The 25,462-nt window shown below is 69.9% G+C and carries 28 protein-coding genes; 22 read left to right on the forward strand and 6 right to left on the reverse strand.

All coding sequences use genetic code 11. The features are described 5' to 3' along the window. The first annotated feature begins 128 nt into the window (after positions 1 to 128). From OEIGOIKO_RS07230 to OEIGOIKO_RS07280, 11 genes are all read left to right on the forward strand, one after another. Positions 129 to 977: a hypothetical protein gene (locus OEIGOIKO_RS07230; protein ID WP_125052975.1), complete on the forward strand. Its 849-nt coding sequence runs from the start codon at positions 129 to 131 to the stop codon at positions 975 to 977. Positions 978 to 1,237: 260 nt separating this feature from the next. Next, entirely contained in the window at positions 1,238 to 2,227 is a 990-nt protein-coding gene (locus OEIGOIKO_RS07235) for a hypothetical protein (protein WP_125052977.1), read from the forward strand. Positions 2,228 to 2,578: 351 nt separating this feature from the next. Further along, positions 2,579 to 3,103: a DUF6879 family protein gene (locus OEIGOIKO_RS07245; RefSeq protein ID WP_125052981.1), complete on the forward strand. Its 525-nt coding sequence runs from the start codon at positions 2,579 to 2,581 to the stop codon at positions 3,101 to 3,103. A 33-nt stretch (positions 3,104 to 3,136) separates the two neighbouring features. Next, complete coding sequence (locus OEIGOIKO_RS07250) at positions 3,137 to 3,985, forward strand: helix-turn-helix domain-containing protein (RefSeq protein WP_125052983.1); 849 nt, start codon at positions 3,137 to 3,139, stop codon at positions 3,983 to 3,985. Positions 3,986 to 4,047: 62 nt separating this feature from the next. Then, a complete protein-coding gene (locus OEIGOIKO_RS07255) occupies positions 4,048 to 4,449 on the forward strand; it encodes a hypothetical protein (RefSeq protein WP_125052985.1) in 402 nt (133 codons plus the stop codon). After that, on the forward strand, positions 4,446 to 4,613 hold the full coding sequence (locus OEIGOIKO_RS41450; protein WP_170251608.1) for a hypothetical protein: 168 nt from the start codon (positions 4,446 to 4,448) through the stop codon (positions 4,611 to 4,613). Before OEIGOIKO_RS07255 ends, OEIGOIKO_RS41450 begins: the two co-directional genes overlap by 4 nt. Positions 4,614 to 4,682: 69 nt before the next feature. Then, positions 4,683 to 6,254, forward strand: a complete 1,572-nt coding sequence (locus tag OEIGOIKO_RS07260) for an asparagine synthase (protein ID WP_218039982.1) — start codon at positions 4,683 to 4,685, stop codon at positions 6,252 to 6,254. 30 nt (positions 6,255 to 6,284) lie between these two features. After that, positions 6,285 to 6,836, forward strand: a complete 552-nt coding sequence (locus tag OEIGOIKO_RS07265) for a GNAT family N-acetyltransferase (protein WP_125058541.1) — start codon at positions 6,285 to 6,287, stop codon at positions 6,834 to 6,836. After that, complete coding sequence (locus tag OEIGOIKO_RS07270) at positions 6,833 to 7,144, forward strand: DUF6087 family protein (RefSeq protein WP_246177247.1); 312 nt, start codon at positions 6,833 to 6,835, stop codon at positions 7,142 to 7,144. The genes OEIGOIKO_RS07265 and OEIGOIKO_RS07270 overlap by 4 nt, the downstream gene beginning before the upstream one ends. A gap of 48 nt (positions 7,145 to 7,192) precedes the next feature. Beyond that, on the forward strand, positions 7,193 to 7,471 hold the full coding sequence (locus OEIGOIKO_RS07275) for a hypothetical protein (protein WP_125052986.1): 279 nt from the start codon (positions 7,193 to 7,195) through the stop codon (positions 7,469 to 7,471). Beyond that, positions 7,468 to 9,456 carry an ABC transporter ATP-binding protein gene (locus OEIGOIKO_RS07280; RefSeq protein ID WP_125052988.1) on the forward strand — a complete coding sequence of 663 codons (1,989 nt, stop codon included), beginning with the start codon at positions 7,468 to 7,470 and terminating at the stop codon, positions 9,454 to 9,456. Before OEIGOIKO_RS07275 ends, OEIGOIKO_RS07280 begins: the two co-directional genes overlap by 4 nt. Positions 9,457 to 9,471: 15 nt before the next feature. Here OEIGOIKO_RS07280 and OEIGOIKO_RS07285 read toward each other — a convergent pair whose 3' ends face one another. Further along, complete coding sequence (locus OEIGOIKO_RS07285) at positions 9,472 to 10,143, reverse strand: MmyB family transcriptional regulator (protein ID WP_125052990.1); 672 nt, start codon at positions 10,141 to 10,143, stop codon at positions 9,472 to 9,474. 392 nt (positions 10,144 to 10,535) lie between these two features. Between OEIGOIKO_RS07285 and OEIGOIKO_RS07290 the strand changes: the two genes are divergently transcribed. From OEIGOIKO_RS07290 to OEIGOIKO_RS07335, 10 genes are all read left to right on the forward strand, one after another. Next, on the forward strand, positions 10,536 to 11,273 hold the full coding sequence (locus OEIGOIKO_RS07290; protein ID WP_125052992.1) for an SDR family oxidoreductase: 738 nt from the start codon (positions 10,536 to 10,538) through the stop codon (positions 11,271 to 11,273). Positions 11,274 to 11,785: 512 nt separating this feature from the next. Beyond that, positions 11,786 to 12,799, forward strand: a complete 1,014-nt coding sequence (locus tag OEIGOIKO_RS07295; protein WP_125052995.1) for a hypothetical protein — start codon at positions 11,786 to 11,788, stop codon at positions 12,797 to 12,799. A gap of 56 nt (positions 12,800 to 12,855) precedes the next feature. After that, a complete protein-coding gene (locus OEIGOIKO_RS07300; protein ID WP_125058544.1) occupies positions 12,856 to 13,557 on the forward strand; it encodes an ATP-binding protein in 702 nt (233 codons plus the stop codon). Positions 13,558 to 13,693: 136 nt separating this feature from the next. Then, entirely contained in the window at positions 13,694 to 14,308 is a 615-nt protein-coding gene (locus tag OEIGOIKO_RS07305) for a WhiB family transcriptional regulator (RefSeq protein WP_170251610.1), read from the forward strand. Further along, positions 14,305 to 15,630: a DUF2637 domain-containing protein gene (locus OEIGOIKO_RS07310; RefSeq protein WP_281288341.1), complete on the forward strand. Its 1,326-nt coding sequence runs from the start codon at positions 14,305 to 14,307 to the stop codon at positions 15,628 to 15,630. The genes OEIGOIKO_RS07305 and OEIGOIKO_RS07310 overlap by 4 nt, the downstream gene beginning before the upstream one ends. Continuing rightward, positions 15,627 to 15,818, forward strand: coding sequence for a hypothetical protein (locus OEIGOIKO_RS07315; protein WP_053804461.1), 192 nt, complete (start codon positions 15,627 to 15,629; stop codon positions 15,816 to 15,818). The genes OEIGOIKO_RS07310 and OEIGOIKO_RS07315 overlap by 4 nt, the downstream gene beginning before the upstream one ends. 541 nt (positions 15,819 to 16,359) lie before the next feature. Beyond that, entirely contained in the window at positions 16,360 to 16,797 is a 438-nt protein-coding gene (locus OEIGOIKO_RS07320) for a plasmid mobilization protein (RefSeq protein WP_246177248.1), read from the forward strand. Positions 16,798 to 16,812: 15 nt separating this feature from the next. Then, positions 16,813 to 18,516 (forward strand): relaxase/mobilization nuclease domain-containing protein, encoded by a 1,704-nt coding sequence (locus tag OEIGOIKO_RS07325; RefSeq protein ID WP_125053001.1) that lies wholly within the window; start codon positions 16,813 to 16,815, stop codon positions 18,514 to 18,516. Positions 18,517 to 18,599: 83 nt separating this feature from the next. After that, positions 18,600 to 19,034 (forward strand): hypothetical protein, encoded by a 435-nt coding sequence (locus OEIGOIKO_RS41455; protein WP_170251612.1) that lies wholly within the window; start codon positions 18,600 to 18,602, stop codon positions 19,032 to 19,034. An 81-nt stretch (positions 19,035 to 19,115) separates the two neighbouring features. Then, positions 19,116 to 19,805, forward strand: coding sequence for a hypothetical protein (locus tag OEIGOIKO_RS07335; RefSeq protein ID WP_246177249.1), 690 nt, complete (start codon positions 19,116 to 19,118; stop codon positions 19,803 to 19,805). Positions 19,806 to 19,883: 78 nt separating this feature from the next. Here the strand turns inward: OEIGOIKO_RS07335 and OEIGOIKO_RS07340 are convergent, their stop codons facing one another. From OEIGOIKO_RS07340 to OEIGOIKO_RS07360, 5 genes are all read right to left on the reverse strand, one after another. Further along, positions 19,884 to 20,453, reverse strand: a complete 570-nt coding sequence (locus OEIGOIKO_RS07340; protein WP_307721218.1) for an SPDY domain-containing protein — start codon at positions 20,451 to 20,453, stop codon at positions 19,884 to 19,886. A 195-nt stretch (positions 20,454 to 20,648) separates the two neighbouring features. Beyond that, positions 20,649 to 20,939 (reverse strand): hypothetical protein, encoded by a 291-nt coding sequence (locus tag OEIGOIKO_RS07345; protein WP_170251614.1) that lies wholly within the window; start codon positions 20,937 to 20,939, stop codon positions 20,649 to 20,651. Between the two features lie 423 nt (positions 20,940 to 21,362). Then, positions 21,363 to 21,719, reverse strand: coding sequence for an SPDY domain-containing protein (locus tag OEIGOIKO_RS07350; RefSeq protein WP_371858893.1), 357 nt, complete (start codon positions 21,717 to 21,719; stop codon positions 21,363 to 21,365). A gap of 407 nt (positions 21,720 to 22,126) precedes the next feature. Beyond that, positions 22,127 to 23,509 (reverse strand): IS110 family RNA-guided transposase, encoded by a 1,383-nt coding sequence (locus OEIGOIKO_RS07355; RefSeq protein WP_125053007.1) that lies wholly within the window; start codon positions 23,507 to 23,509, stop codon positions 22,127 to 22,129. Between the two features lie 110 nt (positions 23,510 to 23,619). Next, positions 23,620 to 24,129: an HD domain-containing protein gene (locus OEIGOIKO_RS07360; RefSeq protein ID WP_125053009.1), complete on the reverse strand. Its 510-nt coding sequence runs from the start codon at positions 24,127 to 24,129 to the stop codon at positions 23,620 to 23,622. A 697-nt stretch (positions 24,130 to 24,826) separates the two neighbouring features. Here OEIGOIKO_RS07360 and OEIGOIKO_RS07365 point away from each other — a divergent pair. Further along, positions 24,827 to 25,351: a hypothetical protein gene (locus OEIGOIKO_RS07365; RefSeq protein WP_125053011.1), complete on the forward strand. Its 525-nt coding sequence runs from the start codon at positions 24,827 to 24,829 to the stop codon at positions 25,349 to 25,351. Positions 25,352 to 25,462: the final 111 nt, after the last annotated feature.

Raw genomic sequence — 25,462 nt, forward strand, 5'->3', positions numbered from 1 at the left:
AGCCGCACCAGGCGACCTGACTTGCTCAGCCAGCACCCTCGGGAGATGACACCGGTATGTCAGCGCGAGCGGTACTCGGCCGCCCGAACCGCGCCCCATCGATCCGCGTCACTCAGGAACTGAAGTCCATGTCGCATCAACCCCAGCCGCCCGGCGCGAACCGTAATCAGCATGCCGTGACCTTTCAGCCAGCCCCCCTGCACGCGATCGCCCAGGGCAACTGGCAGGACTGCCTGCCTCCCCTCTGGCCGAGGGAAGCCCGCAGGGCCAAGTGCACCGATGCCATGCTGAAGCGGATCATCGGGGTACACCGGATTGAGCCGTGGCTCGCCGAGCGGCTCGTGCAGCCGATGCTGGCCGAGCTGCTCAGCATCGGCCTCTGGAAGATCAGCGGGGACGGCATGTACGCGGGCCTGTGGCCCGGCCCGCCGGGCGCGCAGTGCCACTGCGTGCTGTTCAACCCCCTGTCCAAAGCCATTTTCTCCTACGGGACTCACCATGGAGAATACGACTGCGGCGTCTCCCTTCCCGCCCGCGCACCGCGGCTGTGGCTGCCCGCGCCACGAAAGCAGGAAGGCTTCCCGCCGCCAGGACTTGACCTGTCCGGATGGCGTCACGTCCTGCGCGCCAGCGCCACCTCACCGGTGCGCATCACCTGGCCAGCCCTTGAGGACTTCGCAGCCCGGACCAGTGGCCGGCCCCTTGCTCCACATACCCTCGGCAGCACCTACCTCACTGCCGCTGGGCGGGCCCACCGTCTTGCTCCTGTCATGAATTCGCTGCCGCAGAGGCATGACGCGTACTGGATCGATGATCAAGGTCCTCTACGGCTGCGCTGGCGTGTTGCCGTAGAGCCCCACCAGAGCAAACCCACCGTCACCCAGATCCGAACCGCCGATGGTCCAGTCACACGGGTGCGCGCCCACGGTGGCAGCAACGGCACCAGGCCGGCGGGGCGGCCTCGACCGCACCAGTGATCGCATGCATCCGGCCGTGGCCGGAGCGGACGGACGGGCGAACCTGCACGGCCGCTCCACTGGTCTGCGACTGATCACCATCGGCCGGACGTCCGCGATCGCCCAAGCCACGCACCTCTTCAACCGTCACCAAACAACGCCGGAACTTCCGGGCCAACAAGCTCAGCCACAAACGCGTCACCGCGCTGGCCGGCGCAGCCGTGACACCGTATGTGCCTTCCCCAAACGCCATGCCCGTACCCCCTGCACCAGGAGACCCGATGACAAAAGAGTTCCGGTTCGGCACCTACAACCTCCTCAACCTGGGCCTTCCCCGCTCGGCCCAGGAGAAGGAACGCTACGGCTATCTCGTCGAGACAGTGACCGAAGCGTTCCGCAACCGCCAGGGAGCACTGGCGGTCCAGGAGATCACCGGTGACAGCCGGGCCGACGCCAGCCGGGTGCTGAGGATGCTCGCCGACGACACCGGCCTGGTGGCGCAAGCCTCCCGGCCGCAGGGGCGTCGCATCGTCCCCGCCCTGGCCAGCCAGCATCCGGGAACCTGCGACAGCGTCCGCTTCCATGTGGCCCTGCTGTGGACCCCCGACGTCGAAGCCGTACCCAACTCGCTGCGCCGCTACGACGGCGGAGTGGACTTCTGGCACGGCATGGTCACGGTGACGCTCGATGCTGGCGGCCCGACCCCCACCAAGTGGGGCGCGTACCATGCGAATCCGTTTTCTCCGACGCGGCGGGTCGAAGAGGCGCGTCGTGTCCTGTCCGCCTTCCAGGGCGAAGACGACCAGGGCGCGATCGGAGCCGACTGGAACAGTCTGGACGCCTCCCGGCGAGCCGACGGTTCCTACTACGACGCGGACCGCTACGCCGGCCAGCAGCACCGCAAACTCCGGTACCAGGTCGACTTCGATCCGGCTCGCCCTGATGCGCCGCCGGTGGCGAACCGGGACGCGGCCGTATTCCTCAGCCAGGAGCCCGGCGGTCTGCACGACCCGGCTCCGCTGCTCGACGTTGCCTGGGAGCCAAGCTGCGGCCACTGGCTTGACGGGCAGGGCCGCCCCGACGCCTTCGGCCCTCGTCGTATCGACACCACCCGCGCCACCCTCCGCCTGGCCCGCACCGCCTACGCGCACACCACCCATCACGGGCCGAAGGCGAAAGCCGCCAGCGACCACTTGCTGGTGACCACCGACTACGACCTCGATCGGATGCCGGCAGGCCCGGCGCAGCCGGGATCGCCTCCCGCCTCCTGAGCAAACGCCGTGAACACCACAATGTGCGCCCCACAGCTTCATGGCGGTCACCAAGCCCACACGGCATCGAAGTCGCCAGGTCCCCCGATATGGCGACCAAGGCGCGTCAAGCAGTACACGGAGGTAGGGAGGCAGTAATGGCATTACGGTTCATCGGTATCGATCCGGAGACAGGCGGCGGGAATTGCCCCGCGGTGTGGGTGGACGAGGCCAGAGGGGAGATCATTGTGCAGGGCTGGTGCGCTGACGGCGCGACGCTCCAGGAGTGCGCGGTGAACAGCCCCCGGCCCGAAGGGGAGGCTGTGGTCCGTATCCCCGCCCGTATGGCGGCCCAGCTCAGAAAGGCGTGTGATGTCGCAGACGGTGCCGGACTTCACTGAACTGCTCGACGGTGCGCGGCACTCGGCCGTGCACTTGGAGATGCGCGATGTCTACGCCGTCGAGGAGGAGACGGCGACGGTGGACGCCTGGCGGCGCGAGGGAACAGTGCCGGCAGCCGACTCGGCGTTCTGGCGGCCGTGGGTGGAGCTGGTGAAGCGGACCACCGCTCGCGGGGTCACGATGCGCCGGGCACGGATCGTTTCGGAGCCCGTGAGCCCGTACATCCGCTTCGAGCACGCGATCACTCCGGTCAATGTGGCGGCCGGCGAGCAGGTGCGGTGGCTGCCCCGTGCGCACGCCTCCGGCCTGGCGCTGCCGGGTAACGATTTCTGGCTCATCGACGAGCGGGCCGTGCGCTTCAACATCTTCGCCGGTGACGGCCGGGCCGTCACCCCGCAGTTCACCGAGGAGGCGGCGGTGGCCCGGCTGTGCACGCAGGCGTTCACCGCCGTGTGGGAGCGTGCCGTACCACACGACCAGTACACGCTGACCTGATCCGACCACCTCGCCTTCACTGGAACGCTGCGCGTGTCCGCATCTTCGTCTTCGGCCGTACAAGAAGCCCGCCGTGCCCTGGCGGTGCGCCTGCGGGAGATGCGGCGCGCCAGTGGCCTGACCACCAGCGAGCTGGCGGCGCGGTGCGGCTGGCACAAGTCGAAGACCTCGCGGCTGGAGAACGCCCGCACGCCGCCCTCGGACTCGGACATCCGGGCCTGGTGCGCGGCGTGCGGGGCGCTCGATCAGGTAGAGGATCTGCTCGCGGCCGCGCGTACGGCGGAGTCGATGTACGCCGAGTGGCGCCGCCTGCACCGCAGCGGCATCCGCCACCACCAGGAAGCGGCCGTCCCCCTCTACGAGCGCACCCGGCTGTTTCGGGTGTACTGCTCCAACGTCATCCCCGGGCTGCTGCAGACCCACGCCTACGCCGCCGCGCTACTGTCGGCGATCAACCGGTTCCAGGGCACCCCCGATGACGGCTGCGAGGCCGCTGACGCGCGGCTGTCCCGCTCGCACGTCATCCGCGAAGGCCGCCATCGCTTCCTGCTGCTGGTCGAGGAAGCCGTCCTGCGCTACCGCCTTACCGGGCCCGGGCCGATGACCGCCCAGCTCGACTTCCTGCTCGAAGCCATGGCCTTTCCCGCCGTCTCCCTGGGCGTGATCCCCGTCAGCACGCAGCGCTCGATGTGGCCCCTGGAGACGTTCATGGTCTTCGACGAGGAGCGGGTCCAGGTGGAAACTCTCTCCGCCGAGATCAACATCACCGCCCCCGGCGAGATCAGCGTGTACCTCAGGGCGTTCGACCAGCTGCAGCAGATGGCGGTGTACGGCGATGCGGCCCGGCGCCTGGTGCTGGGCGCCCGTGCCACCTTCGAGTGAAGGCGTGCAACTTCGTAGAACTTCCTTGAGACCCAACACCGTGGCCTTCTAGGTTCGTTGGCATGGAAGAGGTCGCCGCGTCGCTCGCCCCTGAACTGCCGGCCGAGGAAGCCGACGCGCTGCCCATCGATGTCTCCTCGATCGAGGGGACCTGCGCCCGCGCCCTTCGTCCCCGGCGCCTGCTGACGCAGGCCGGCCTGGCGGAGACGGCGCAGGCACTGCACGGCCACCTCAAGCTGCTCCTTGCGCAGGACCCGGGTGCGCTGACGCCCCTGGCCCAGGACGCCGCCCAGGACGCCACCCGGCTGCTGGGACTTGCTGACTGCACCGAGGGCGCGACGGCATGCCACCGGCTCCGCGCGTTGGCGCAGTTGTGTCTGATCCTCCTCGAACCGCACCGCCCACCGGCCCCGCCTGCCGCGGAGTCCGGCCGGTGTACCCCGCCTGCCCAGGGAGGCTCATGAACGACTTCATCGCGCCCTTGCCGAAGCACCGCATCTCGCGGGTGAACGCGTTGTTCACCACCAAGGTCGTGCGCCGGGTTCAGGCGCCGTGGGAGTGCCACGAGTACAAGAAGGTGGCCGGCTCCTCCGATGCGGCGAGAACCTACGACACGACGGCCGTCTGATCCTCGATTCTCGCCGGGGCGCGGCCCTTGTGGCTGTGCCCCGGCCTCTGGTGGTGGCCGGGAGGCTGCGTGATCAAGTTCCGGTTGACTCCGTACAGCAGCGGAGGCTGGCGGTGGGACGGCACCCGTTACGCCTCCAGCGGCGGGCACGACCAGGTGGTGCCCTACGCGCACCCGCTGGTGGAACAGGCCGCCGTCAGTGACGGGCGCCGCTCCCTGATCATGGTCCGGGAGCGGGTGGCGGGACACCCGGCGTCACGGACTGACGTGCAGCAGGTGCCGAGGGCCGAGTACGACCAGGCCCGGCGGGCGGCCGAGCGGTGGCCGGCGGACTGGGTGCTCGTCGAGTGGGTGCCGGATGAGCCGGTGCAAGTCACCGCGGGCCCGTGCCGCACCACCCCGCTGTATCTCGCCGCAGGCGGCAGTACGCTGCACGGCTCCTGGGAGATGGGGGACCTCGCACCGTTCGCGGGTGGCCTGAACGCTCAGGAGGTAGCCCGGCTGCTGCTCTACCGTCCCCGCTACAGCAGCGACACCGTCTTCACCGGCATCCAGCGTCTGACCGAGCGGGCCACGGCACATTTCGGCGGCGCCCTGTTCCTGCGCTATCCCGAGCCCGCTCTGCACAGCGGCCCCCGCCAGCTCGCCGAGGACGCTGACGTGCTCGGGGCGTTCGTGGGGGCGATGGACGGGGCCTGGGACCTGCGTCCCCTCGACACAGTGACCACGGCCCTGCATCTGACCGGCGGCTTCGACAGCGGCGTCCTGGCCACCCGCGTGGCCGAACGCTTCCCGGACCGCTTTGCCACCGCGGCCCTGCTCATCGGCGGGCCCGGCCGCGCCCAGCAGCTGCGCCGCCGCCAGCAGATGCGCGAGGCCGTACGGTTCGCCGAGCCCGACCTCCTGCTGGACGCGATGGTCACCGCGCCGCTGCACCGCGACTGCGCCCGCGTCAACGGGGAACTGATCAGCCCCTACGAGGAACCGCTGTACCACCCGTTCCAGCGGCTGGCCGAAGGGCTGGCCGCGAACGGCGCCCGCGCCGTGGTCACCGGCCTGGGCGGCGACGAGATGGTGGCCCTGTCCCAGGACGAGTATCCGCACCGGCCCATGGGCGAGCCGGCGGACACCGCCCACCTGCCGTGGATCGGCGAGCACGGCCGCAACGCAGCCCAGTTCGGTGACGTCGGCATCGCCCCGCCGGCCGTGGTCAACAGCATGACGCTGCTGTCCCTGGAGACCACCGCCCCGCTCCTGCTGCGGCAGGGCATCTGGCCGGTGCACCCGTTCACCGACCCGGTCATGGTCCAGCTCGGCGAGTGGCTGCCGATCGACTGGCGCGAACTCAAGCAACTCCAGCGCCGCCGCCTGGCCGCCCTCGCACTGGACGAGGACGTCACCCAGCCCAGGCTGCGGGAGTCGTTCGCCGAAGTGGTCCAGCACGCCCTGACCGTCCACGCCCGGCCGCTGTTCGCCCGGATGCTGCGCGACGGCTCCCCCCTGTTCGACGACAAACTCGTTGACCCCGATGGTCTGCGCCGCGCCGTCAACCGGCTCAGCTCGGGCGACTACCGCGAGGACGGCGACGCGCAACTGCTGGAAGTGACCACCTTGCACCTCGCCGCCGAAGCCTTCCTGTGACCCCACCCCGCTGGAGAGCCCGTGTTCGCCATGCGCCCGGCCACCGCCGCCGACGCCCCCGCCCTCACCACCATGATCCTCAACCGCTGCCGATGGCAGGAGGACCGCGGCCTGCCGAGCTGGCGCGGCTCCGCCGAGAACATCGCCGGCCAGGCCGGTGACGGGGACATGTGGCTCTTGGAAAAGGACGGCCAGCACCTGGTCGGCTGCACCACCGTTCAGTCCGCCGCGCCGCCCTGGGGGTGGACGGAACAGGAGCTGGCCGAGCCCGCCGACTACCTGTACACCACGTGCACGGACCCGGCCTACCGCGCCCACAAGCCCGGCACCCTCATCGCCTGGTGGGCCGTCCACCGCGCCGCCCTGCACGGAAAACAGTGGGTCCGGCGCGGCTGCTTCCACCCGGAGCTGGTCCGTTACTACCAGGCGCAGCGCTTCCGCCTGATCCGCGAAGTGCAGCGCACTACGAAGCGTGCCTACCTCATGGCCTGCCCCGCCGGCCCGGTCAACGCCGAGACGATCACCGGGGCGCTGCTGCGCGCGGACTTCCGGCATCTCCGCTCCCCGGGGCACGTCCGATGAGGGCCGAAGACGAGCCCCCGGCCGAGTCGTTGGAACAGCTCGCCGCGCGCCAAGCGGAGACCCGCCGAAAGCTGGCGGGCCGGTTACGGGTCCTGGTGCTCGCGCCGGGCGCGCAGCGGGCCGCTCATCTGCATCCGCAGGCGCCGCGGCTGATCCTGCGCCATGACGGCTACCAGTGGACGCCCCTGGCGGCAGCGGCCAACTACGCCGCCGCGCAACAGCTTCTTCATGGCCCGCCGTCTGGTGAGCCGTCTGCCCACCCGGCCGGCGGGACCGCGGGCACCGGCAGACACCGCAAGCCCGCCTGAGCGGCGCGGCACCGCGTCTTGTCCCGGCCCCCGACAAGAAGGATGACCGTGGAACACACCACCCGCGACCAGTGGGACCGCCCCTTCGCCGACGGCCGCGGCGTGCGTCCGCTGATCGAGCCGGAGGGTTGCTTCCTCGCTGACCACCCGCCCGCCCCGCCCGGTGTCAGGGCCCTGGCCGACCGCGAAGTCACCGTGCCGGCCGCTGCCTGGGGCCGGGCCGAGGAACACCGCACCGACCGCACGACCGTGCCGGTGCTGGTGTATCCGCACCCGGACGCTGCATCCGATGTCTGCAGGATTCAACCGCAGGAGGGCACCGCATGAAGTGGCCGCGCCCACGCCCGGCGAAGACCGGGCCGGCCCCGGACACCGACACGCTCACCGAGTCCGAGCGGCTGCTGTTCGGCTGCCGGCTGCGCCTGGACCTGGCCTGGCTGCGGCACGAGGACGCCCTCCTCGACCTGAACCTGCGCAGCATGATCGTACGCCTGCCCCGCCTGCTGGCCCTGAGCGCCCGCCTGGCCCGCCAGGCCAACGCCCGGGCCCTGGGTCAGGTCGTCGGCGCCGAGGTGGGAAGCGGTGCGGTGCAGGCCGCCACCCTGATTGCGATCAACCACGTTCTCGCCGTGCTCCTGGCCGCCGGGCCGGTGACGCAGCGCCTGAGCGCCGCGCTGCCCGCGCTGGTGGCGGTCGCGGTGTGCAGCGTGATCGGCGCCGGACTGCGCGCGGTGTCCACCGCCGCCACCGGACGGCTGGAGCCCGCGGTGGAACGCGTGGCCACCGAGATCTACCTGACCGCCTCCGCCAAGGTGGAGATGGCCGCCTTCGAAGACCCTGACTACCACCGGCGTGCGGAGTCCGCCCGCTTCGGCGCCTCCTCGGCCCGCCGCATGATCCAGTACAGCACCTCGGTGATCACTGCCCTGATGTCGCTGCTCGCCTCCATCGGCGTGCTGACCGTGCTGCACCCCGCGCTGCTGCCGATGATCGTGACGATGACGCTGCCCAGCGCGTGGGCTGCCCTGGTCACCGCCCGGCGCCGCTACCTGTCCTTCAAGGTGTGGACGCAGCATGCCCGCGCCGGGCGCCTGATCTCGGAACTGCTGACCTCCACCCATGCCGCGGCCGAGATTCGGTTGCACGGCATCGCCGCCTTCCTGTTGCACCACTTCCGCAGCATGTCCGAGACCGCCGAAGACGAGCAAGCACGTCTCGCCCGCCTCGCCGCCCGTACGGGGATCCTCGCGTCGGCCCTGACCGGCGTCGCGTACGCGGCGACCTTCGGCGTGCTCGGTCTGCTGCTGTGGACGGGCGCCATGCCGCTGGCGGTCGGCGGCACCGCCATCATCGCCATCCGCACCGCCACCAGCTCCCTGACCAGCCTCGTCCGCCAGATCAACTTCCTCAACGAAGAATCGCTCTTCGTGGGCGACCTGGAGCACATCCAGAACGAGGCCGACCGGCGCGCCATTCCCACCACCGGCCGTCCCGTACCCGAGCACATCGGCGGAATCCGCTTCGAGAAGGTGTCCTTCACCTACCCGGGCAAGGACAACAAGCCCGCCCTCGACGGTATCGACCTGCACTTCCCCGCCGGGGCGACGGTGGCGCTGGTGGGGGAGAACGGCTCCGGCAAGACCACCGCCGCCAAGCTCCTCGCCGGCCTCTACGTCCCCGACGACGGCCAGGTCCTCGTCGGGGACGTACCGACGAGCGAGATCGACCGGCAAGCTTGGTTCTCCCGCATCGCCAACGTCTCCCAGGACTTCTATCACTGGCCGCTGACCGCCCGCCTGAACGTCGCGATCGGCCGCTCCGATGCCGAGGTCACCGAGGAACGGCTGACCGCGGCCGTCCGGCACGCGGACGCCGAGGCCCTGATCGCAGACCTGCCGCGCGGCTGGGACACACTGCTGGCCCGCGGCTACCAGGACGGCCACAGCCTCTCCGGCGGACAGTGGCAGAAACTCGGAATCGCCCGGGCCCACTACCGCAACGGACAGGTTCTCGTGGTGGACGAGCCGACCGCCGCCCTCGACGCGAAGGCCGAGCAGCAGGCGTTCGCCAACATCCGCACCCTCGCCGCCGGCGGGCAGACCGTCGTGCTCATCACCCACCGCCTGCACTCCGTACGCTCCGCCGACCTCATCTACCTCCTCGAAGACGGCCGGGTCGCCGAGTCCGGCACGTTCACCGAACTCATGGACCCGGCCACCGCCCCGTACGGCAGATTTCGGGACATGTACGAGATTCAGCGCGCCCAGTTCGCCGCAGACGATGAGGCGCAACCTGCGCCCCTCCAGAGATGAGGCCACCTCCGGTGACTACATAGGCATGGCGAAAAAGAGTCGGTACGGTGACACATCGGCAAGTTGCAGGCGCATGAATGCCCCTTCGGGCTCTTGGCCCTTCTTTCGAGGGAAGAGCAAGCGTCGCGTCTGGGACTGACCGGACTGGGCTGCTGCCGCCAGGCCGGGGGAGTCCCACAATCGGCGCACGGTCGGGTCAGCTAGCGCCACATCGACGACACCTTGCAGCCGGGAGTCCTCCGGCCACAGGTCCGCCTGCTGGCGAAGTTGACTGATCAGCCAGAGCGCCCAGTGCTCCTCCCAGCCAGTGAGCTGGCGGCGCGCCTCCTGAGCAGTCAGGGACCATTCCAGGAGGTTGTTCCTGGATCGCAGCCATGGCATTCCGTTCAGCGCGGCATCGTTGTAATGGACGACGTCCCATCGCTGGTCGCACAGGCAAGCGGGCCATGGTTGCAGCTTTTCGACGAGCATACAGAGCTCATCGGGCGGCGGTGTGTCCGCGGAAGTGGGGAAGCGCTCTTCAGGTGGCGCCTGGCCCAGATGGGTCTGCTTGTAGACGATGATCCACTCGGCATTGGTCAGCCCCAGCTCTTCCCTGACACGGTCGAGCATTTCGTCGGAATAGTTCCCCGGTTCCCCTCGCTCCAAATTGCCGTACCAGCGTCGGTTCTTGCTGCCGATGAGCATGGCCACTTCTGCCTGGGATACGCCGCGGTCACCCTGCCCGCCGGGGCGGGATCCGGAAACGGGAATATCGCTCCGTTGTCGGCGCTTACGGGCATTCCTGAGTACAGGCGTAATCATTGGCTCGCGTCGCCTTTGTCCCATATTCGAACAGAAAGCACAGCCGGGAGACGTGCGCCACACACGACCCTGCCCGCACAACCCTCACGGGGGAACGTTTTCGCTGGTCAGGGGCGCGTCGGGGCACGCCAGGTCCGGTTAGCCCGAACGGATGGCGCCGCCGTGGGAAGTGGCCAGTTCCCATCCTGGTTACTGTCCGGTTCCTCTCCTGACCAGCGCGTTTTAGGGTCGTCGGCAGCAAAACGATCGTTCTTTATGTTCATCGGAGGCGCCTCGTGTCGCGCTCGGTTCTGGTCACCGACGGCAACTTGGGAGTAGGGCACGCCGTGGCCCGTTTGTTCGCTCAGGCGGGGGACAAGGTCGCGATCCTGTACTCCGTCGGCGAGCCCCCAGCCGACCTCCTCCAGCTAGGATGCCTGCCCATCCGCTGCGGCACCACGGACACCGAAGAGGTGGGACTGGCCTTCAAGCAGGCGGAAGCTGCGCACGGACCTGTGGAAGTGCTGATCTCGCATGCGGACCTAGACGGTGACCAGGTACTCAACCGTATCGACGAGGCCGACTTCGCGGGAACTGTGGACACAGCGTTGACCGGCACGTTCCGAATGGTCAAGCGGGCGGTGCGCAGCATGCTGCCTGCGCACCGGGGCCGCATCGTTCTCATCGCCTCATCCGGTGCCCTGACCGGGGGCTGCCGGCCGGATTACGCTGCCGCCAAGGCCGGCCTCATCGGCTTCGCCCGCTCCCTGACGCGCGAACTGGGCCAGCGCTCCATCACCGTCAACGTCGTCTCCCCCGGCCTGACCGAGGACGGGTTGGACTACCTGACGAAGACGCATAACGAGCTGAGCAAGGCAGCCTTCTGGGAGGAAATCCGGATGGACATCCCGCTGGGCCGCCCGGGCCTGTGCGCCGAAGTCGCCGCCGCCGTACAGTTCCTCGCCAGCGCCGAAGCGTCGTATATCTCCGGCGCGGTGCTGCCCGTTGACGGCGGTGCCGGCGCGGGCCACTGAGCTTCACCACCGTTCCCTTGCATCTCGGCCTGCCCTGCTCGTCAAGTCGACGTGTTCTGGCTGCGGTTAGCCGTCGATTCGGCTTCTGCAGAGCTAAGTATGGATCTTGGGCAGTTGTCTGCGTATGTTGCTGGTCCCCCTCCGGGCAACAGGCCCGCTGGATACGCAGAGAAAGGCGATTTCATGAAGGTCCCCTTACGGCAGCCCGACACCCGCAGCGTTGACGCACGGGACACGGTCGGCGTCTGAGAGAGGCAACTCTCAGACGCCGACCGCTGATGACCGTGGCGCCCAGGCAAGGGCGCGAGATCACCTACCAGCACCGCCCGGGCCTTTCCACAGGACCAACCGGAGCGGCGCTATCACACGGGAGAGTGTCGCATGTTGACTGCCCTGCGCAAAAGGCCGAAAGCCCCGGCCTCCGCAGCGGTCCACCCCCCTTCCTTGATTGCCGACCCCGCGTCGGTATCTCCTCAGCAGCCGTGGGGGCCGCTGTGTGGGGGTGGTGCCTGATGGCACGTATCCGAACGATCAAGCCCGAGGCTTTCGAGTCCGAGGACCTGGCTTCGGTCAGCGTCACCGCGGAGCGCACCTTCTACGGCCTGCTGACGCTGGCCGACGACTCGGGGCGCTTTCGCGACCACCCGGCGATCATCGCCGGGCGGCTGTGGGCACTGCGCGCCGAGCACACCGCGGCCCACGTCGCCGCCGACCTGGAACAGCTCGCCGACGCCGGCCTCATCTGTCGCTACACCGGCTGTGACGGGCGTACCTACCTGCACATCGTGACGTGGCAGCGGCACCAGAAGATCGACCGCCCGTCGGCCTCGCGGGTGCCCCGCTGCCCCGAGCACCAGGCGCGGCAGAAGTGCGGCGGGTGTGCCGGCGAGCCGTGCCCGGCAGCGGTACCGACAGCGCCTGGTCCCATTCGTCGAGGGTTCGATCGCCACGTATCGTCCGGTTCGCCCGGTGAACCGGACGCAACCGAGGCCGAGCAGCCCGCCGATGTGAGCGGAACACGCGAATCGGCGGCACCTGGCGAAGGAGCCACGGAAGTGCCCGACGAACCTGCTGGTCAGAAGGTTGTCGCCGAAGGTTCGACGAGCCCTCGCGAGGGTTCGCCGTCTGGACCTAGGATCTCGGATCCTGGATCAGTACCTTCGGGGCGCCCCGCGCCCGCGCCCGATGCCGCTGCGGAGCCGGTTACGGCCAACCACCTGGTCGCCGAGTACGTCAGCGCCTGTGCCCACCGCCCGCCGAAGGACAAGCTCGGCCACCTCGGGCGTCAGGTGCGCCGGCTGCTGGACGAGGGCTTCCGGCCGGAGCCGATCCGTACCGCCCTGGAGCGGCTGCGGGTCAAGGGGCTGCACCCGAGCGTCCTGCCGAGCCTGGTGGACGAGGTGCTCAACGCCGGGGTGCCGCCCTCCGCCTCCGGCGCGGGGCCCTGGGCCAGCCACCACTCCGCCTCCTACGTCCCGTACTTCAACGCCGCCCCCGCCCCGACGACCTTCGGAGGCCGCCCGTGACCCGCGCACGTCTGCAGGACCCCCAGTCGGCCGCCGAGAGCCCCGGCGTGACCTGGATGCGGGCCAAACTGGCCGCTCTCGGCATCGCACCGGACGGGCCCGAACTGCCGGACACCCCGGAGCCGGTGCCCGCCTTGGAGGCCGCCCAGCGCCGCATCCCGTACGCCTACCGCGAGGCCGGCGCCGACCACCCCGACGTCGCCGCGTGGGTGCATATGATCGCCGCGGCGGCCGTCGCCCCGCACACCGATTCCCTGCACCCGCACCACGGCGGCGGGGGGCGCCGGGTGGTCGCCCGCGGGCCCTCCCTGCTGCTGTGGGGCCCGACCGGCACCGGCAAGACCCACCAGGCGTACGGGGCGATCCGCTCGCTGACCGCCATGGGCTGCGCGGTGCGCTGGCACGCCGTCAAGGCCGCCGACCTCTATGGTCAGATGCGCCCGCGCCCGGGAGTCGACGTCGAGTGGATGCTGCGCGACATCGTGCGCATCCCCCTGCTGCTCCTGGACGACCTCGGCGCCGCCAAGAACAGCGAGTGGACCGAGGAGCTGACCTTCAGGCTCCTGGCCTGGCGCGACGAGAACCGCCTGCCGACACTGGTCACCAGCAACCTGGCACCGGTGCGCACCACCGCCATGGACCCGCGCCAGCCCGTCCTGCGCGACAAGGTCGGCGACCGCGTCCTGTCCCGTCTGTCCGGCATGTGCACCGCCGTCGAATTCCACGGTCCCGACCGGCGCTTCGCCCCCCGCGGCTGACCCTTCCCTGCCCTAGCCCACTCGGCGCGGCCTTCGCCCCGCGCCTTCCCCGCCGCACCCCGGCCTGCCATGTCTCGCCCGCCACGGGCGCTCGTGGCGCCGCGCGCCGGCCACACGGCACATCGGAGCACTCCCCTTGCGCAACATCACCCCCGGCGACCACCCGCTCAGCGGCCTGCGCGGGCTCGCCGACCACAGCTGGCACCGGCGCGGCCGGTGCCACGGCCTGGCCCCTGCCACCGCAGACCGCCTCTTCTTCCCCGGGCCGCGCAACCGAGCGGCCATCGCCCGGGCCAAGCAGATGTGTAGCACCTGCCCGGTACGCCAGCTCTGCTTGACCACCGCGCTGGACACGGATACCAAGGAAGGCATCTGGGGCGGCCTGACCGAAGCTGAGCGCCGGCCCTTCCACGAGAAGGCCGAGCACCGCCTCGACTACGCCCGCATCCACGCCGTCCTCAACGGCCGCGACATCCGCCTGAGCGCCGCCGAGCGGAACACCGTCGCCCGCCACGCCGCGAGCCGGAACTGGTCCCCTCGACGCCTGGCTCGCCTGCTGCGCGTGAACACCGAGTGGGCCAGCGACCTGCTGCGCGAGGCCCGCCAGGACATCACGTACCGGGACCTGTGCTGGGCCGTCCACCAGCAGGCCGAGGAGGACGGCATCGACCTGACGGACCTTCCCAACGTGGAGGTTCCGCCTCAGCGCCACACCCACGAGCTGGTCGAGGAACTCCGGGAGGCCGCGTGACGCAGCCCCCCACGGCACTCGCCGTCGCCCCCATCGGTTCCTGGGACCGGCTGGCCATCATCGCCCTGGGCGCCGCCGGATGCGCCCTGAGCTACGACGCCCTGCAGCAGATGGCTGTCGCCATCCACGTGCGCGGATTCCTGACCTACCTCTTCCCGCTGGTCATCGACGGGTTCATCGCCTACGGCGTACGCGCCCTCCTGGTGCTGTCCGCAGCCCCCCTGCGGGCCCGGCTGTATGTCTGGACGCTCTTCGGCACCGCCACCTTCGCCAGCATCTGGGCCAACGCCCTGCACGCGGTCCGCCTCAACCAGCAGACCAACCAGACCGGTCTGCGACTCGGTGACATGGTCGTCGCCATCTTGTCCACCCTCGCCCCGCTCGCCCTGGCCGGCGCGGTCCACCTGTACATCCTCATCACCCGCCATCACCCCGCAGACCAAAGCTCCCGGACCAGCCGGACCGCGGACGGGCGGACCGAAACCGCGGCCCGGAGGGGAACTCCACGCGGCGCGCGGACCGCGGACCAGGCGGTCCGGCAGACTGGGATGGTCTGCGCACCAGCGGACCAGCCAAGCCGGACCGGTCTGCCGGACCACTCGGCGGACCGGCAGACCGCCTCGGCCCCGGACAGCCACGCCTCACGGAACCGACTGCGGACCAGCACGGCGGCGCAGACCAAGCATCCGGCCCCAACAGTTCAAGCGGACGGGCGGACCAGGCCCGCTTCGCGACACAGCACCGCATCGTCCGACACTGCGGGCCACCCGGCGGAAAGCGCCCTCGCAGCGCGGGCTCACGCATGGCCGGACAGTGCCGAGGAATCGCGGGCGGACCAACCCAGCGCACGGTCTGCGGACCGGCAAGGTGCTTCAACCCCGGACCGGAGCGCCGGATGGTCTGCGGACCGCGCCACCGGGCCGGCACCGGACCTCTCCAACGTCCGGTCCGCAGCCCAGGCAGACGCTCCGGCCCCGGACCAGCCCTCCGGTCAGTCTGCCCGCCAGGCCGGTCCGGGTCCGGACCGCACCACCGCACTGTCCGCAGACCGGACCACCGGACCGAACCCGGACCGGTCCGAGCAGAACGACAAGCCCACCGCCCAGACCGGTACGGGCGATCCGGTCCCGCTGAGCGTGCTCCTGCCCATCGCGCGTCAGGCCGCGCTGGAGGAAGGACGCATGACCCGGGCCGCGCTGCGCCCCTACCTGCGCGAGCGCAACATCCCGATCAGCAACGAACGCTTCCGAGAACTGCAGGAACGTCTCTACACGGACCAGGCTCTGGCGCATCTCCCCCGCCCGAAAAGGAAGTCCCAGTGAGAACATGCCGGCGCTTCGAGCGCATCAAGTCCGGGTTCGAGCGGGACATCCGCTTCATGCTCAATCACGCCGAGCGCCACCAGGGCTCGACGTCCGGCAAGGTCAGTCAGACCAGTGCCCTCGGAGCCCGTCAGCGGATGGCCAAGGCCCTCAGCCGCCACTTCCAACACTGCCGCGAATGCGGCTGAGACCGACATAGGCGCACGTCACGCGCCGTCTTCCCCCACCTCACGGCCGTGGCCACGCACCGGGCCACGACCCTGCAACTTCCGTAACGGATCCCACCGTATGCCGCAGCCTCGCCCACCCGCCGACCCTGGCATTTTCGCCGAAGCCGACGCCTGGACGACCGTCCTGGTCCGCTTCGGCCTCCTGCACACGGCTACTGCCCTGCCCACCGGCCAGTGGTTCGTCCAGCACCACCCCGACACCCCGGTCCGCGTGCTTGCTCGCCGGACCACAGGCCGTCCTCGAACTCGTCGCCGCGATCCAACGTCGCATCTACGCCCCGGAGCGCCCCAACCGATGACGAACCCGCGTACCACCCCAGCATCCGACCAGGCGCGGACGCAGGACAACTCGACCGTGACGCGAGCAAGTTATCCCCTTGGATACTCCGCCCGAGGCGGAGTATCCAAGGGCCCCCTCGCCCCGTCGGGACAAGGGGGTGTCCGGCGCCGGGGGACGCCGGACGAGGAGGCTGCGACCGAGGGCGGATCGCAGCCACAGATGCAGGAGAGGGACACCGAGCAAGACCACACCGAGTGTGCCTCTTCGACGAAGAACCGCTCCCGCCGCCGCAAGTACCAACGCCGCCAGCGCCCCCATGTACGCAACACCCGCTTCAGTGACGACGAACTCACTCGCGTAACCGCAGGCGCCTACGCAGCCGGCCTCACGCTCGCCGGCTTCCTCGCGCGGTCGGCCCTCAGCGCCGCTCGCGATCTCGGCCGGACCGCCAGCACGCTCGCCGGCGAACGAGAGATCATCGCCGAGTTCTTCGCCGCCCGCCGTCACCTCGGCCGCGTCGGCAACAACCTCAACCAGCTCACCCGCGCCATCAACGCCGGCGCCCATCCGCCCGAACTCGACGCCGTGCTTGCGGCCACCGAACGGGCCGTCCGGCGCGTCCAGCACGCCACCGACCAGCTACTCGATCAAGACTAGGAACGCACGACCGGCATGGTCCCCAGGATTCACAAGCGCGGGCAGCGCACTCTCGGTCTCCTCTATTACCTGTACGGACCCGGAAAATACGAAGAACACGTCAATCCGCGGCTCGTCGCATCCTGGGATGACAACGCACCCGACCCCGGCCTCGACGAGGCTGCCTCCCTCAAGCAGCTCCAGCAGCTCCTCGACCAGCCTCTGGAGAACATCGACGCCTCCGAGCGGCCGGGGAAACACGTCTGGCACTTGTCCGTCCGCAACGCCGCCGAGGATCGCCCTCTCACCGACGAGGAGTGGGGCGACATCGCCCGCCGCATGGTCGCCGCAGCCGGCATCGACGACCCCGATCACGATGGTGCGGGCTGCCGATGGGCGGCCGTACGGCATGCCGACGACCACATCCACATCGTCGCCACCCTGGTTCGCGAAGACGGCTACAAGCCCGACCTGGACCGCGATGCCGCCCGCGTCCAGGCCGCCGCCCGTGCCCTGGAAACGGAACTGGGGCTGCGCCGCCTGAACAAGGGCGACCGGACCGCCGCACAACGGCCCACCAGCGCCGAACGTCACAAGGCCGCGCGCCAGGGCCAGCAGCGGACCGCCCGGGAGGAGTTGCGGGAGACCGTGCGGCGGGCAGTGGCCGGCGCCGCCGACGAGACGGAGTTCTTCGACCGGCTCGCCTCCTCGGGCCTGCTGGTCCGACGCCGGGTGGCGCCTTCCGGTGATCTGCTGGGCTACACCGTGGCGCTGCCGGACAACTGCAACCGGGAGGACGAGCCTGTGTTCTTTTCCGGCTCCAAGCTGGCGCCGGACCTGTCGCTGCCCCGGATCCGTGAACGCTTCGGGGAGACGACGCAGTCTGGTGCGGACGGCAGGAAACAGGAAAGGAAGGCTTCGCGCGGGGCCCCGGCCGCCGCGCGCCGTGCGGCGACGCAGGCCACCTGGCAGGCCGTGTTGGTCATCGACCGAGGTGATGACGGGGCCGCCGCTGCCCAGATCGCCGCCGGCGGAGAGATTCTCGACGCGCTCGCCAAGACGTCCGCCGCCCACACCCGTCGCGAGCTTCGTGACGCCGCCTTCGCTTTCGAACGCGCCTCGCGCTCGCACGTACGGGCTGTACGCCAACACGACCGTGCCCTGCGCCGAGCCGCTCGCGACCTCGTGCACAGCGGCCCGGCACTCGGGCGCGGGGAAGACGGCGCCACGACGGCGATGCTGATCGACATGCTGTTCTTCCTTGCCGTCGCGACCGCGAGCTGGCACGGCAAGCACCACCACGCCCAGCAGGCCGCCGCCGCCCAACGGGCCGCCGAACACCTGCGCACCGCCTACCAAAACGCAGCCGGCCAGCCGATGGGGGTGCTCTACCGCCGCGGACGCCAGCTCGCCCAGCCGCTGCAGCAGCGGCAGGCCGACTTCGTCCGGCAGGCCGTACCGGAGCTGGCCGGACAGATCCTGGCAGAACCGGGCTGGTTCGCGCTGGCCGCCACCCTTGCCGACGCGGAGGCCGCAGGGCATGAGCCCGCCGGCTTGCTGTCGGAGGCCGCTGCCCGCCGGGAGCTGGCCAGCGCAGAATCGGTCAGTGATGTGCTGGTCTGGCGGTTGCGCCGAGCGGCGGACCTGCCCGCGGACACCTCCGCGATGCCCACCGCCGCGTCGACGACGCCCTCGCCCGCCCAGCCCAGCCGCCAGCGGGCCCGGCGGCGCGCGCGATGACCGTCACCGGTTTGTGAGTAGAACCCGGCCCGGCCCGTGCGAGAGGATCTTCGTGGCCCGCAGGACGAGGAGAGGGAGGCGACATGTTCCGGCGCATACGTGAACGCCGTAATCACCAGGCGGCTCAACGGGAGTACGAGGAGCTGACGCAGACCGCGCACCTGGTGCCGGCCCTGGCCGAGATCCCGGACTTTCCCGAAACGGCCCCTGGCCAAGACGCGGAGCAGGACTTCCTGCCCCGGGACCTGCGCGTGCCCCCGCGTGACAAGCTGGCCGGGCTGATGATGCGCTGGGACGGGCCGCTGGTGGTCGAGGGTGAGGTCCACGCCTGTCCCGAGTGCGGAGCGTACCGGGACTGGGTCGTCTTCCTGATGCGCGAGAGCATCTGGCTGCGCTGCCCCGCCGGCCACGAGACGCTCGAACCGCGCCTCGATGCCGCCTGGTACAACCGCAACAGCGGCCCGTTGAACAGTCTGCACGACACGGTTCAAGACGGCCTGAAGCACCTCGGACGCTGACCACGAGCCCCCGCTCGCCGGGCGGAAGCCTGCTTCCGCCTCGGCCTGTCAGCCCTGTCGCCTATCCCTGGGGGTTCTTCCGTGCGTCTGCGTCCCACTGCCCTGTTCAGCCTCGCCGCGGTCTCCGTGCTCGCCATGTCCAGTTGTTCCGCGACCGCTTCGACCGCCGCGGCGGATAAGGCGGCTGCCTCCCCTGCCCGCTCCACCGGTGACAAGCCGGCCTCCCCGCTGTCTGCTGGCCAGTTGCAGGAGCGGCTGCTGACGGCTGCCGACCTCGGCCGGGGCTACACGGTCAAACCCGTACGGGAAGCCCGCCACGAGAAAGTGACGGTGGTGGGCTGTCCAGCGCTGGAGAAGCTCGGCGGGGAAGCCGCAGCCGGCGGGGTGCTGGACTTCCCGCGCCGCGCGAGCGTGTCCTTCGCCTACACCGGCGAAGCGGACTCCGAGGTGAGCGAGGACCTCTACAGCGACAGCGCCCCTAAGCTCTCGGCCGCAAGCCGGCGCATCTTCGCCGCGATGGCGTCGTGTCCGGCCTACCGGGTCACGATCGGCAGCACCCCCGTCGAGGTCGCGACCGAGAAGGTGCCCGCTCCCCGGTTGGGCGAGGAGCATTGGAGCCAGACGCTCACCTTCACGGTGAGCGGGCGCAGCAGTGTCGTCAAGCAGACGGCCGTACGGACCGGCACCGTGCTGGTGGTGGTTTCCGGTTCCCCGGGCCTGGTCGACGCTCATGTGCACAAGGCTGTCAGCACCGCACGCGCGGCAACCTGACGCGGATACGCCGATGCGCCGGTGCCCGCCAACCGTTTTCGGTTGGCGGGCACCGGCGCATCGGCCGTAGGGGTGCGGTCAATCCGGTGAGACAAGGGTGAGCTGGCCGGCCGCTGCCTCCGGCAGGACACGTCGCATCACCGGAGCGGGTGAGGCAAGGGCGTCGGCGAAGGCACTGACGAGGTCGTGGGGCGTGGAGTGGCTGAACGTGGCGCACCACAAGTGCGGCTGGCCGGCGATGGGCTCGGCCCACGCCTGCCAGCCGGCCAGGCCCTCGCGCGGGTCCTGGTCCTCGATCAGCTCAGGCAGCGTGCACAAGGTGAAGCAGCTCGTCAGCCCGGTATCCCAGGCAGTGGTCTCGGGGTAATCCACATCCGGTTGCCAGCCCTGAGCCGTCAGCGCGGCCACCACGGTGTCAGGGCTGCCGGTGTCCTGGGCCGGATCGGGGCGGGCGTCGAGGGCCAGGGCGAAGGCGCTCAGCGCCTCGGGCGGGGTGCCGGTGGTGAAGTAGGCCGTCCATGCCACCAGCGCCTGGTCCGGCTCGGCCCGGGCCGAGACCTCCCAGGCCACCGGCAGGCCGCCGAGCAGGAGCGGTACGTCGGGCAGGACCCATTCGGCGCCGCGCAGAGCATCCGGGCTGACGTACACCAGGGTGCGCCGGGCTGTGGTCCAACACGACCAGCCCGCCGCGGTGAGGGTGGCACTGGCCTGCTGGGCCAGTGCGCCGTCATCTCCGGCCAGGTGCCGGGGAACGACCCAATAGACCGGGTCGGAATCGGGGGTGGACGGGTCGTCGAAGGGGTGGTGCGGATTCAGGCGCGCCTCCGGCGGTCGAGGGAACGGTTACTGGTCGAGATCGGCCGGGCGGGCGCCGCGGCGAGTGCGCCGAGGCGCCTCGGTGTCCGGGTGCCACGTGAGCCGGCGGGCGACCGCAGGCGGCAGGTGGCCCTCCTGCTGCCCGTCGGCGACGTAGACCACGGGACGGCCCCGTTGGTCTGTGCCGGGGACTACGGCGCGGATGTGGTGGGACATGGGGAAGAAGGGGTTGACGGCCAGCCGCATGACGGCGTCCTGGTCCAGGGCGGAGAGCTGGTCGATGAAGTCGCCAACGGTGATGTCGAGGTTGTGGCTCACGCTGTTCTCCTTGGCGGGAAAGGCCCGGTTGAGCGGGCGGTCCGAGGTAGGGCACGGGCGGTGGTCCGGTGGCATGGTGCGGATGCGTAGAAGGGCCTGGTCACGGGTGTGCTCGTGGCGCAGCGTGGTGGGTGACGGTGGCCTGGGGGAAACCGTTCGCGGTGATCGTGGCGGTACTGGCGTTGATGGCGAGGCGTAGCGAGTAGAGACCAAACCCGCCGGCGGCACCGGCCTACTTGCTCGGGAGTGATGGCATTGAGGTGTTCGGCGGAGATACCGAGCCAGTCCGCTCAAGGGCGTCGACGTCAAGGTCTATGCGTCGGCCGGGCCGGACGGTCACAAGGCCATCGCACGGCGCCCTGCGATGTCCATCGGGCAGTTGGGGAGAACTGGTGGAAGCAATGATGTCCACCGAGGCGTTGGTCAGGAGGAGCGACTCGGGTGGGCGGCCGCCAGGACGACGGCTACGGCCGCGGCCACGATTTCGGCGGGCGTCTCGGTGTCGAACGAGACGCTGTAGCCCGGTGCCTTGGCCGTGCCGGTGACCGCCAGTTTCCAGCCCTCGTTGTGTGTTCCGGGCCGTCCGCCCGGAAACCAGCCGAGGTAGAACCGGCCGTCGCGGGAATTGATATGGACGTCCGCCCGGTCATCGACGACGAGCTTGAATCCCTCCTCGCGGAACTGGTCGATGACGTCGGTGGGTTGCCCCGGCCCCAGTTGCCATGTCCGTACACCCAGCGCGTCCACGGTGGTCGAGAAACCAGGCTGTGCAATGCTCACGTTTGGCAAACCCTCCTCTGGCCTGCAGCTTTCGAAGAAGCGTCAACCTTGACATGCCCCTGCGGCCTTGTACCAGTCGGTTGGGCGCTTTCACCGTCTGCCGCCGGCGAACTCGGCAAGCCGGGCGCGTGACGCGCCGAAAGAGTCAGGTGGACGCGCCTGTTGGGCTCCCGCCGACACCTGATTGCCCTCTGTCCCCGCGGTTGTGCGCCCTACCCGTGGTGTTGCAGTAGTCGGCGAGGCGGGCGGGCCCGTGGGCGCCATTCCCACGTTGGGGCTCGGGGCCCGGGGCTGTCTTCGGGCGTACCACGGTCCGCCCGCCTCTCCCGCTCCGGCCGAGAGCGGGGGCCTTCACCGCCGTACGGTGAACACCTCCGCCCTCGCCCAGAGCCTGCCCTGACGGCCGGTCACCGCCCTCGGGGGCGGCCGAGGACGTGGCGGTAGACCGTCTGCTGGCTCACGCCGAGGGCCTGCGCTGTGGCAGTGACGGTCGCGCCGGGGGCGGCGAGCATGTCACGGGCACGCACGATCTCGACCTCGTTGAGCGGCTTCTCCCGTCGGAGAGTGGGAGCATCGGCCACAGCAGGGTTGTAGCCGAACGCGACGGCGTCGTCGTAGGGCACGCCGGTGGCCATGCAGTGGTAGAGGCACAGGATGATCTTGCGCCCCAGCTTTCTCAATGCCGTGGCGTGCGCATCGCCGGCGGTGCGACGCTGCCGATAGTACGTCTGGGCACCCGGCGAGTGACTGACCATGGAGAAGGCCACCGCATGAAGGGTGCTTCGCAGGTGTGTCGACGACGCGCGGCGGAACGCGACGCGAGCCGTCCGGCCAGATGCCCAGGTGACCGGGGCCACTCCTGCGTAGGCGGCGAGGGAGCGTCCGCTGCCGAACCGTTGGCCCGGCCGGTCCCCGATCTCCGCCAGGAGGTAGGCGCCGAGGGCCGTGCCGATCCCCGGAATGCGGGACACGAGTTGGTGGTACGGGTGGGCGGCATAACGCTGCTCCAGCTCCCGCTGCAGGGTGTCGGTGCGCTGGACCGCCTGGTCGAGGGCAGCGAGGAGATGCCTGGTCCGTATGGCCTCGGCTTCTTCCACACCGGGGTCGAGCAGCATCACCGGGCGGTAGAAGATCATGCGGAGCCGCTCCGCCTCATCCTCTACCTTCCGTTTCCTGCCCGCCGCCGTCAACAGTGTCACCAGGCGCTTGCGGTCCAGTCGGGCTGCGGTCCGAGGGCCGGGGGCGGCGGCAAGGACGGCTCGCGCCTGGGGACTGCGCAGCCCGCCGACACTGGCTGGCCACGCCGATACGGCCGCCGGCCAAAATCGTACGAGCGCCGCCCGCAGAGCGTGTATGGCTTCGACACGGTCGGCCACGGCCGCCCGGTGAGCGTGCGCCACAACCCGAAGCGCCTCTACTGAGGGGGAGTTCACGACGAGTGGGCGGCATTGCCCCGCAAGGGTCATCGAGGCAATCAGCCGCGCATCAGCACGATCCGTCTTGGGGATTCCGAACGCGGCGCGGTGACGGGCTGCACGCGTGGGGTCCACATGGACGACCTCCATGCCCGAGGCTGACAAGGATCGGGCGAAGAGAATACGCACATCCTCAATCCCGGTGATGGTCGCTCGCCACCTGCGTCCCAGCGACACCAGGAACTTCCGGTATTGGGCGACCGGGTCCGGGCTATCGGCATAGACGATCCGCGTCTCACCGAGAACGGCTCCGGACCGATCAAGAACAGCGACATCCAACCACCGGTCCGACCAGTCACACCCCGCAAAGAACAACTACTACCTACCTCCGGCGACAGAAAGACAATCGGTATGACGCAAGCTGCGCGAGACCCTGGGATACGAAGGCGCCCCCGGCATCGCCCTTGCCCTGCAAGGCAGTGCGATCAGTAGTGGGTGCCCAGCTCGGCGAGCAGCGACGGATTGACGATGCGGACGATTGCCTCAACGTCATTCCGGGCCGCGGCCGGCCACAGCTCGGCGCGCGCGGAGCGGTACTTCGCTGCGAGGCGCTCCCGCTTGTCAGCGGGAAGCTGTGCGGCCCTGTCCGGGCGGGAATTGTGCGCATTGTCCGCGATCTTCACGAGTGTTGCCTGGGGGTCGGCGGTGATACGGCGGATCTTCTCGTCGTAAGGCACCCCTGCCTGATTGGTCACCGCCTCGACAATCTCGACGACCCGGCCCGGCACGCCCGCCTCCCGCAGACGCTGGGCAGTCCAGTCGGTGTCTTCCAGAAGGTCGTGCAACAGGCCCGCCATGACAAGGGTGTCGTCACCGAACGGGCTGAGCCCGGCGGCCACTGCCCGGACATGTTCGATGTACGGCACTCCAATCTTGTCGGTCTGCCCGGCATGCGCCCTGTCGGCAAGAATCTCGATCTCACGGACAGAGATCACGGTCACTCCTTCGTAACGGCGACATTGACCCGCCGCCTACATCCGGGCTCGGCCGACCCGAAGCGTGGGAACGGCCGGTATCGCACTGTGAGGCGACTCCGTCGTTTCGCAGGTGCAGGCGCTGCCCCGGCTCACATCGGAGAGGTCTCGACGCGGGCACTCAGTCGCGGGGGCGCCGTACCGCCCCTGCCTCAGCCAGCCGGAGCGCGCGGGAGCCACTACCGCGGAGTCTCGGGCAGCACCCGACTGCGGTGGAGCTGAGAGCGTAGGCGAAGCGCGCGACAAGGACGTCGGGCCCGCTGGCGCCGAAGGATGCGCATCCAGCCGTGCGTGCCCACCGCGTTGCAGCGGCGGAGGCTGACGCCGGACTACGGAGCTTGCGACGGGACATGCAGTCCTCTCGTAAAACTGGGCACCCGAGGTCGTTGACCTGGGGTTTCGGGGAGGTTGTCTACGTTGACATGACCGCCCGGCGTCCACCAGCCCTTTGGTGATCCTTCCTGTCTGCTCCCGGCGAACTGCGGCAGCAGGGGTCTTGCTTCATCTCGGGCGCCCCGCTCCGCGAGGCCGAAGCACCCGGCAGGAGGTCACACACCGATTCAGGTCGAGCCCGGCGCCGGCAATCGCTCATGCAAGCAACCTCCGAGAACTTCCGGGAGGGGCAGACGCGGCAGCTCGCGACCCGTAACTTGGCAGCATGGCTGAGACACGAGATCTGTGGTGGGCGGCAGGGCGCATGGCCTTCAGCGTGGCGGAGAACGACGAGTGGCGTAACCAGCGGTGGACTGAGTCCTTGCGCCGCTCGGCCACGCTGCTAGAACCGGTTTGGCCCAAGACCTACAGCGACGGCCCTTTCATGCATGCCCTGCCGACCGTCGCTCTGCTTCTGTACGCGGGCCCCTTTGATGACGACCCGGAATTCGTACCGGTGGCGGACATCGTGACGGCGCTAACGCCGCACCTGGCCAACCCGGCCGGCCCGCCGCTCAAGGACACCGTCCGCGTCGGCCTGATCGAGCGGCGGCACGACCTGGACGACGACTCTCCGCTGTCCTCGCTGGTCCGGCAGCTCACCACGCACCAGCCAGCGCTGGCCCTTCCCCCGACTAGCCCCGAGCCGGCCGGCGCAGATGACTGGTCTGGCGGCACACTGATGGGCGCGGCCGCGGAGTGGGCACACCCCGCTCTCGCGGGGCACTACCTGCCGCACATCGGCGCATGATGGCCCGGCCGGCGACCGGGTTCAGCGATGCGCCGAAGACCGAGGTCGGCGCTCAATGAGCCTGTCCTGACGGCTCCGCGTCGGTCGGCTCCCAGTACACCGGGAGGTTGA

The sequence above is a fragment of the Streptomyces paromomycinus genome (assembly GCF_003865155.1).
Lineage (GTDB): Bacteria > Actinomycetota > Actinomycetes > Streptomycetales > Streptomycetaceae > Streptomyces > Streptomyces chrestomyceticus.

Coding starts and splice junctions, on each gene's coding strand:
- OEIGOIKO_RS07235 (WP_125052977.1), top strand. CDS start 1,238: ATGACAAAAGAGTTCCGGTTCGGCACCTACAACCTCCTCAACCTGGGC.
- OEIGOIKO_RS07295 (WP_125052995.1), top strand. CDS start 11,786: ATGGCACGTATCCGAACGATCAAGCCCGAGGCTTTCGAGTCCGAGGAC.
- OEIGOIKO_RS07325 (WP_125053001.1), top strand. CDS start 16,813: ATGGTCCCCAGGATTCACAAGCGCGGGCAGCGCACTCTCGGTCTCCTC.
- OEIGOIKO_RS07255 (WP_125052985.1), top strand. CDS start 4,048: ATGGAAGAGGTCGCCGCGTCGCTCGCCCCTGAACTGCCGGCCGAGGAA.
- OEIGOIKO_RS07270 (WP_246177247.1), top strand. CDS start 6,833: ATGAGGGCCGAAGACGAGCCCCCGGCCGAGTCGTTGGAACAGCTCGCC.
- OEIGOIKO_RS07230 (WP_125052975.1), top strand. CDS start 129: ATGTCGCATCAACCCCAGCCGCCCGGCGCGAACCGTAATCAGCATGCC.
- OEIGOIKO_RS41450 (WP_170251608.1), top strand. CDS start 4,446: ATGAACGACTTCATCGCGCCCTTGCCGAAGCACCGCATCTCGCGGGTG.
- OEIGOIKO_RS07320 (WP_246177248.1), top strand. CDS start 16,360: ATGCAGGAGAGGGACACCGAGCAAGACCACACCGAGTGTGCCTCTTCG.
- OEIGOIKO_RS07300 (WP_125058544.1), top strand. CDS start 12,856: ATGCGGGCCAAACTGGCCGCTCTCGGCATCGCACCGGACGGGCCCGAA.
- OEIGOIKO_RS07365 (WP_125053011.1), top strand. CDS start 24,827: ATGGCTGAGACACGAGATCTGTGGTGGGCGGCAGGGCGCATGGCCTTC.
- OEIGOIKO_RS07265 (WP_125058541.1), top strand. CDS start 6,285: ATGCGCCCGGCCACCGCCGCCGACGCCCCCGCCCTCACCACCATGATC.
- OEIGOIKO_RS07280 (WP_125052988.1), top strand. CDS start 7,468: ATGAAGTGGCCGCGCCCACGCCCGGCGAAGACCGGGCCGGCCCCGGAC.
- OEIGOIKO_RS07245 (WP_125052981.1), top strand. CDS start 2,579: ATGTCGCAGACGGTGCCGGACTTCACTGAACTGCTCGACGGTGCGCGG.
- OEIGOIKO_RS07285 (WP_125052990.1), bottom strand. CDS start 10,143: ATGCTCATCGGCAGCAAGAACCGACGCTGGTACGGCAATTTGGAGCGA.
- OEIGOIKO_RS41455 (WP_170251612.1), top strand. CDS start 18,600: ATGTTCCGGCGCATACGTGAACGCCGTAATCACCAGGCGGCTCAACGG.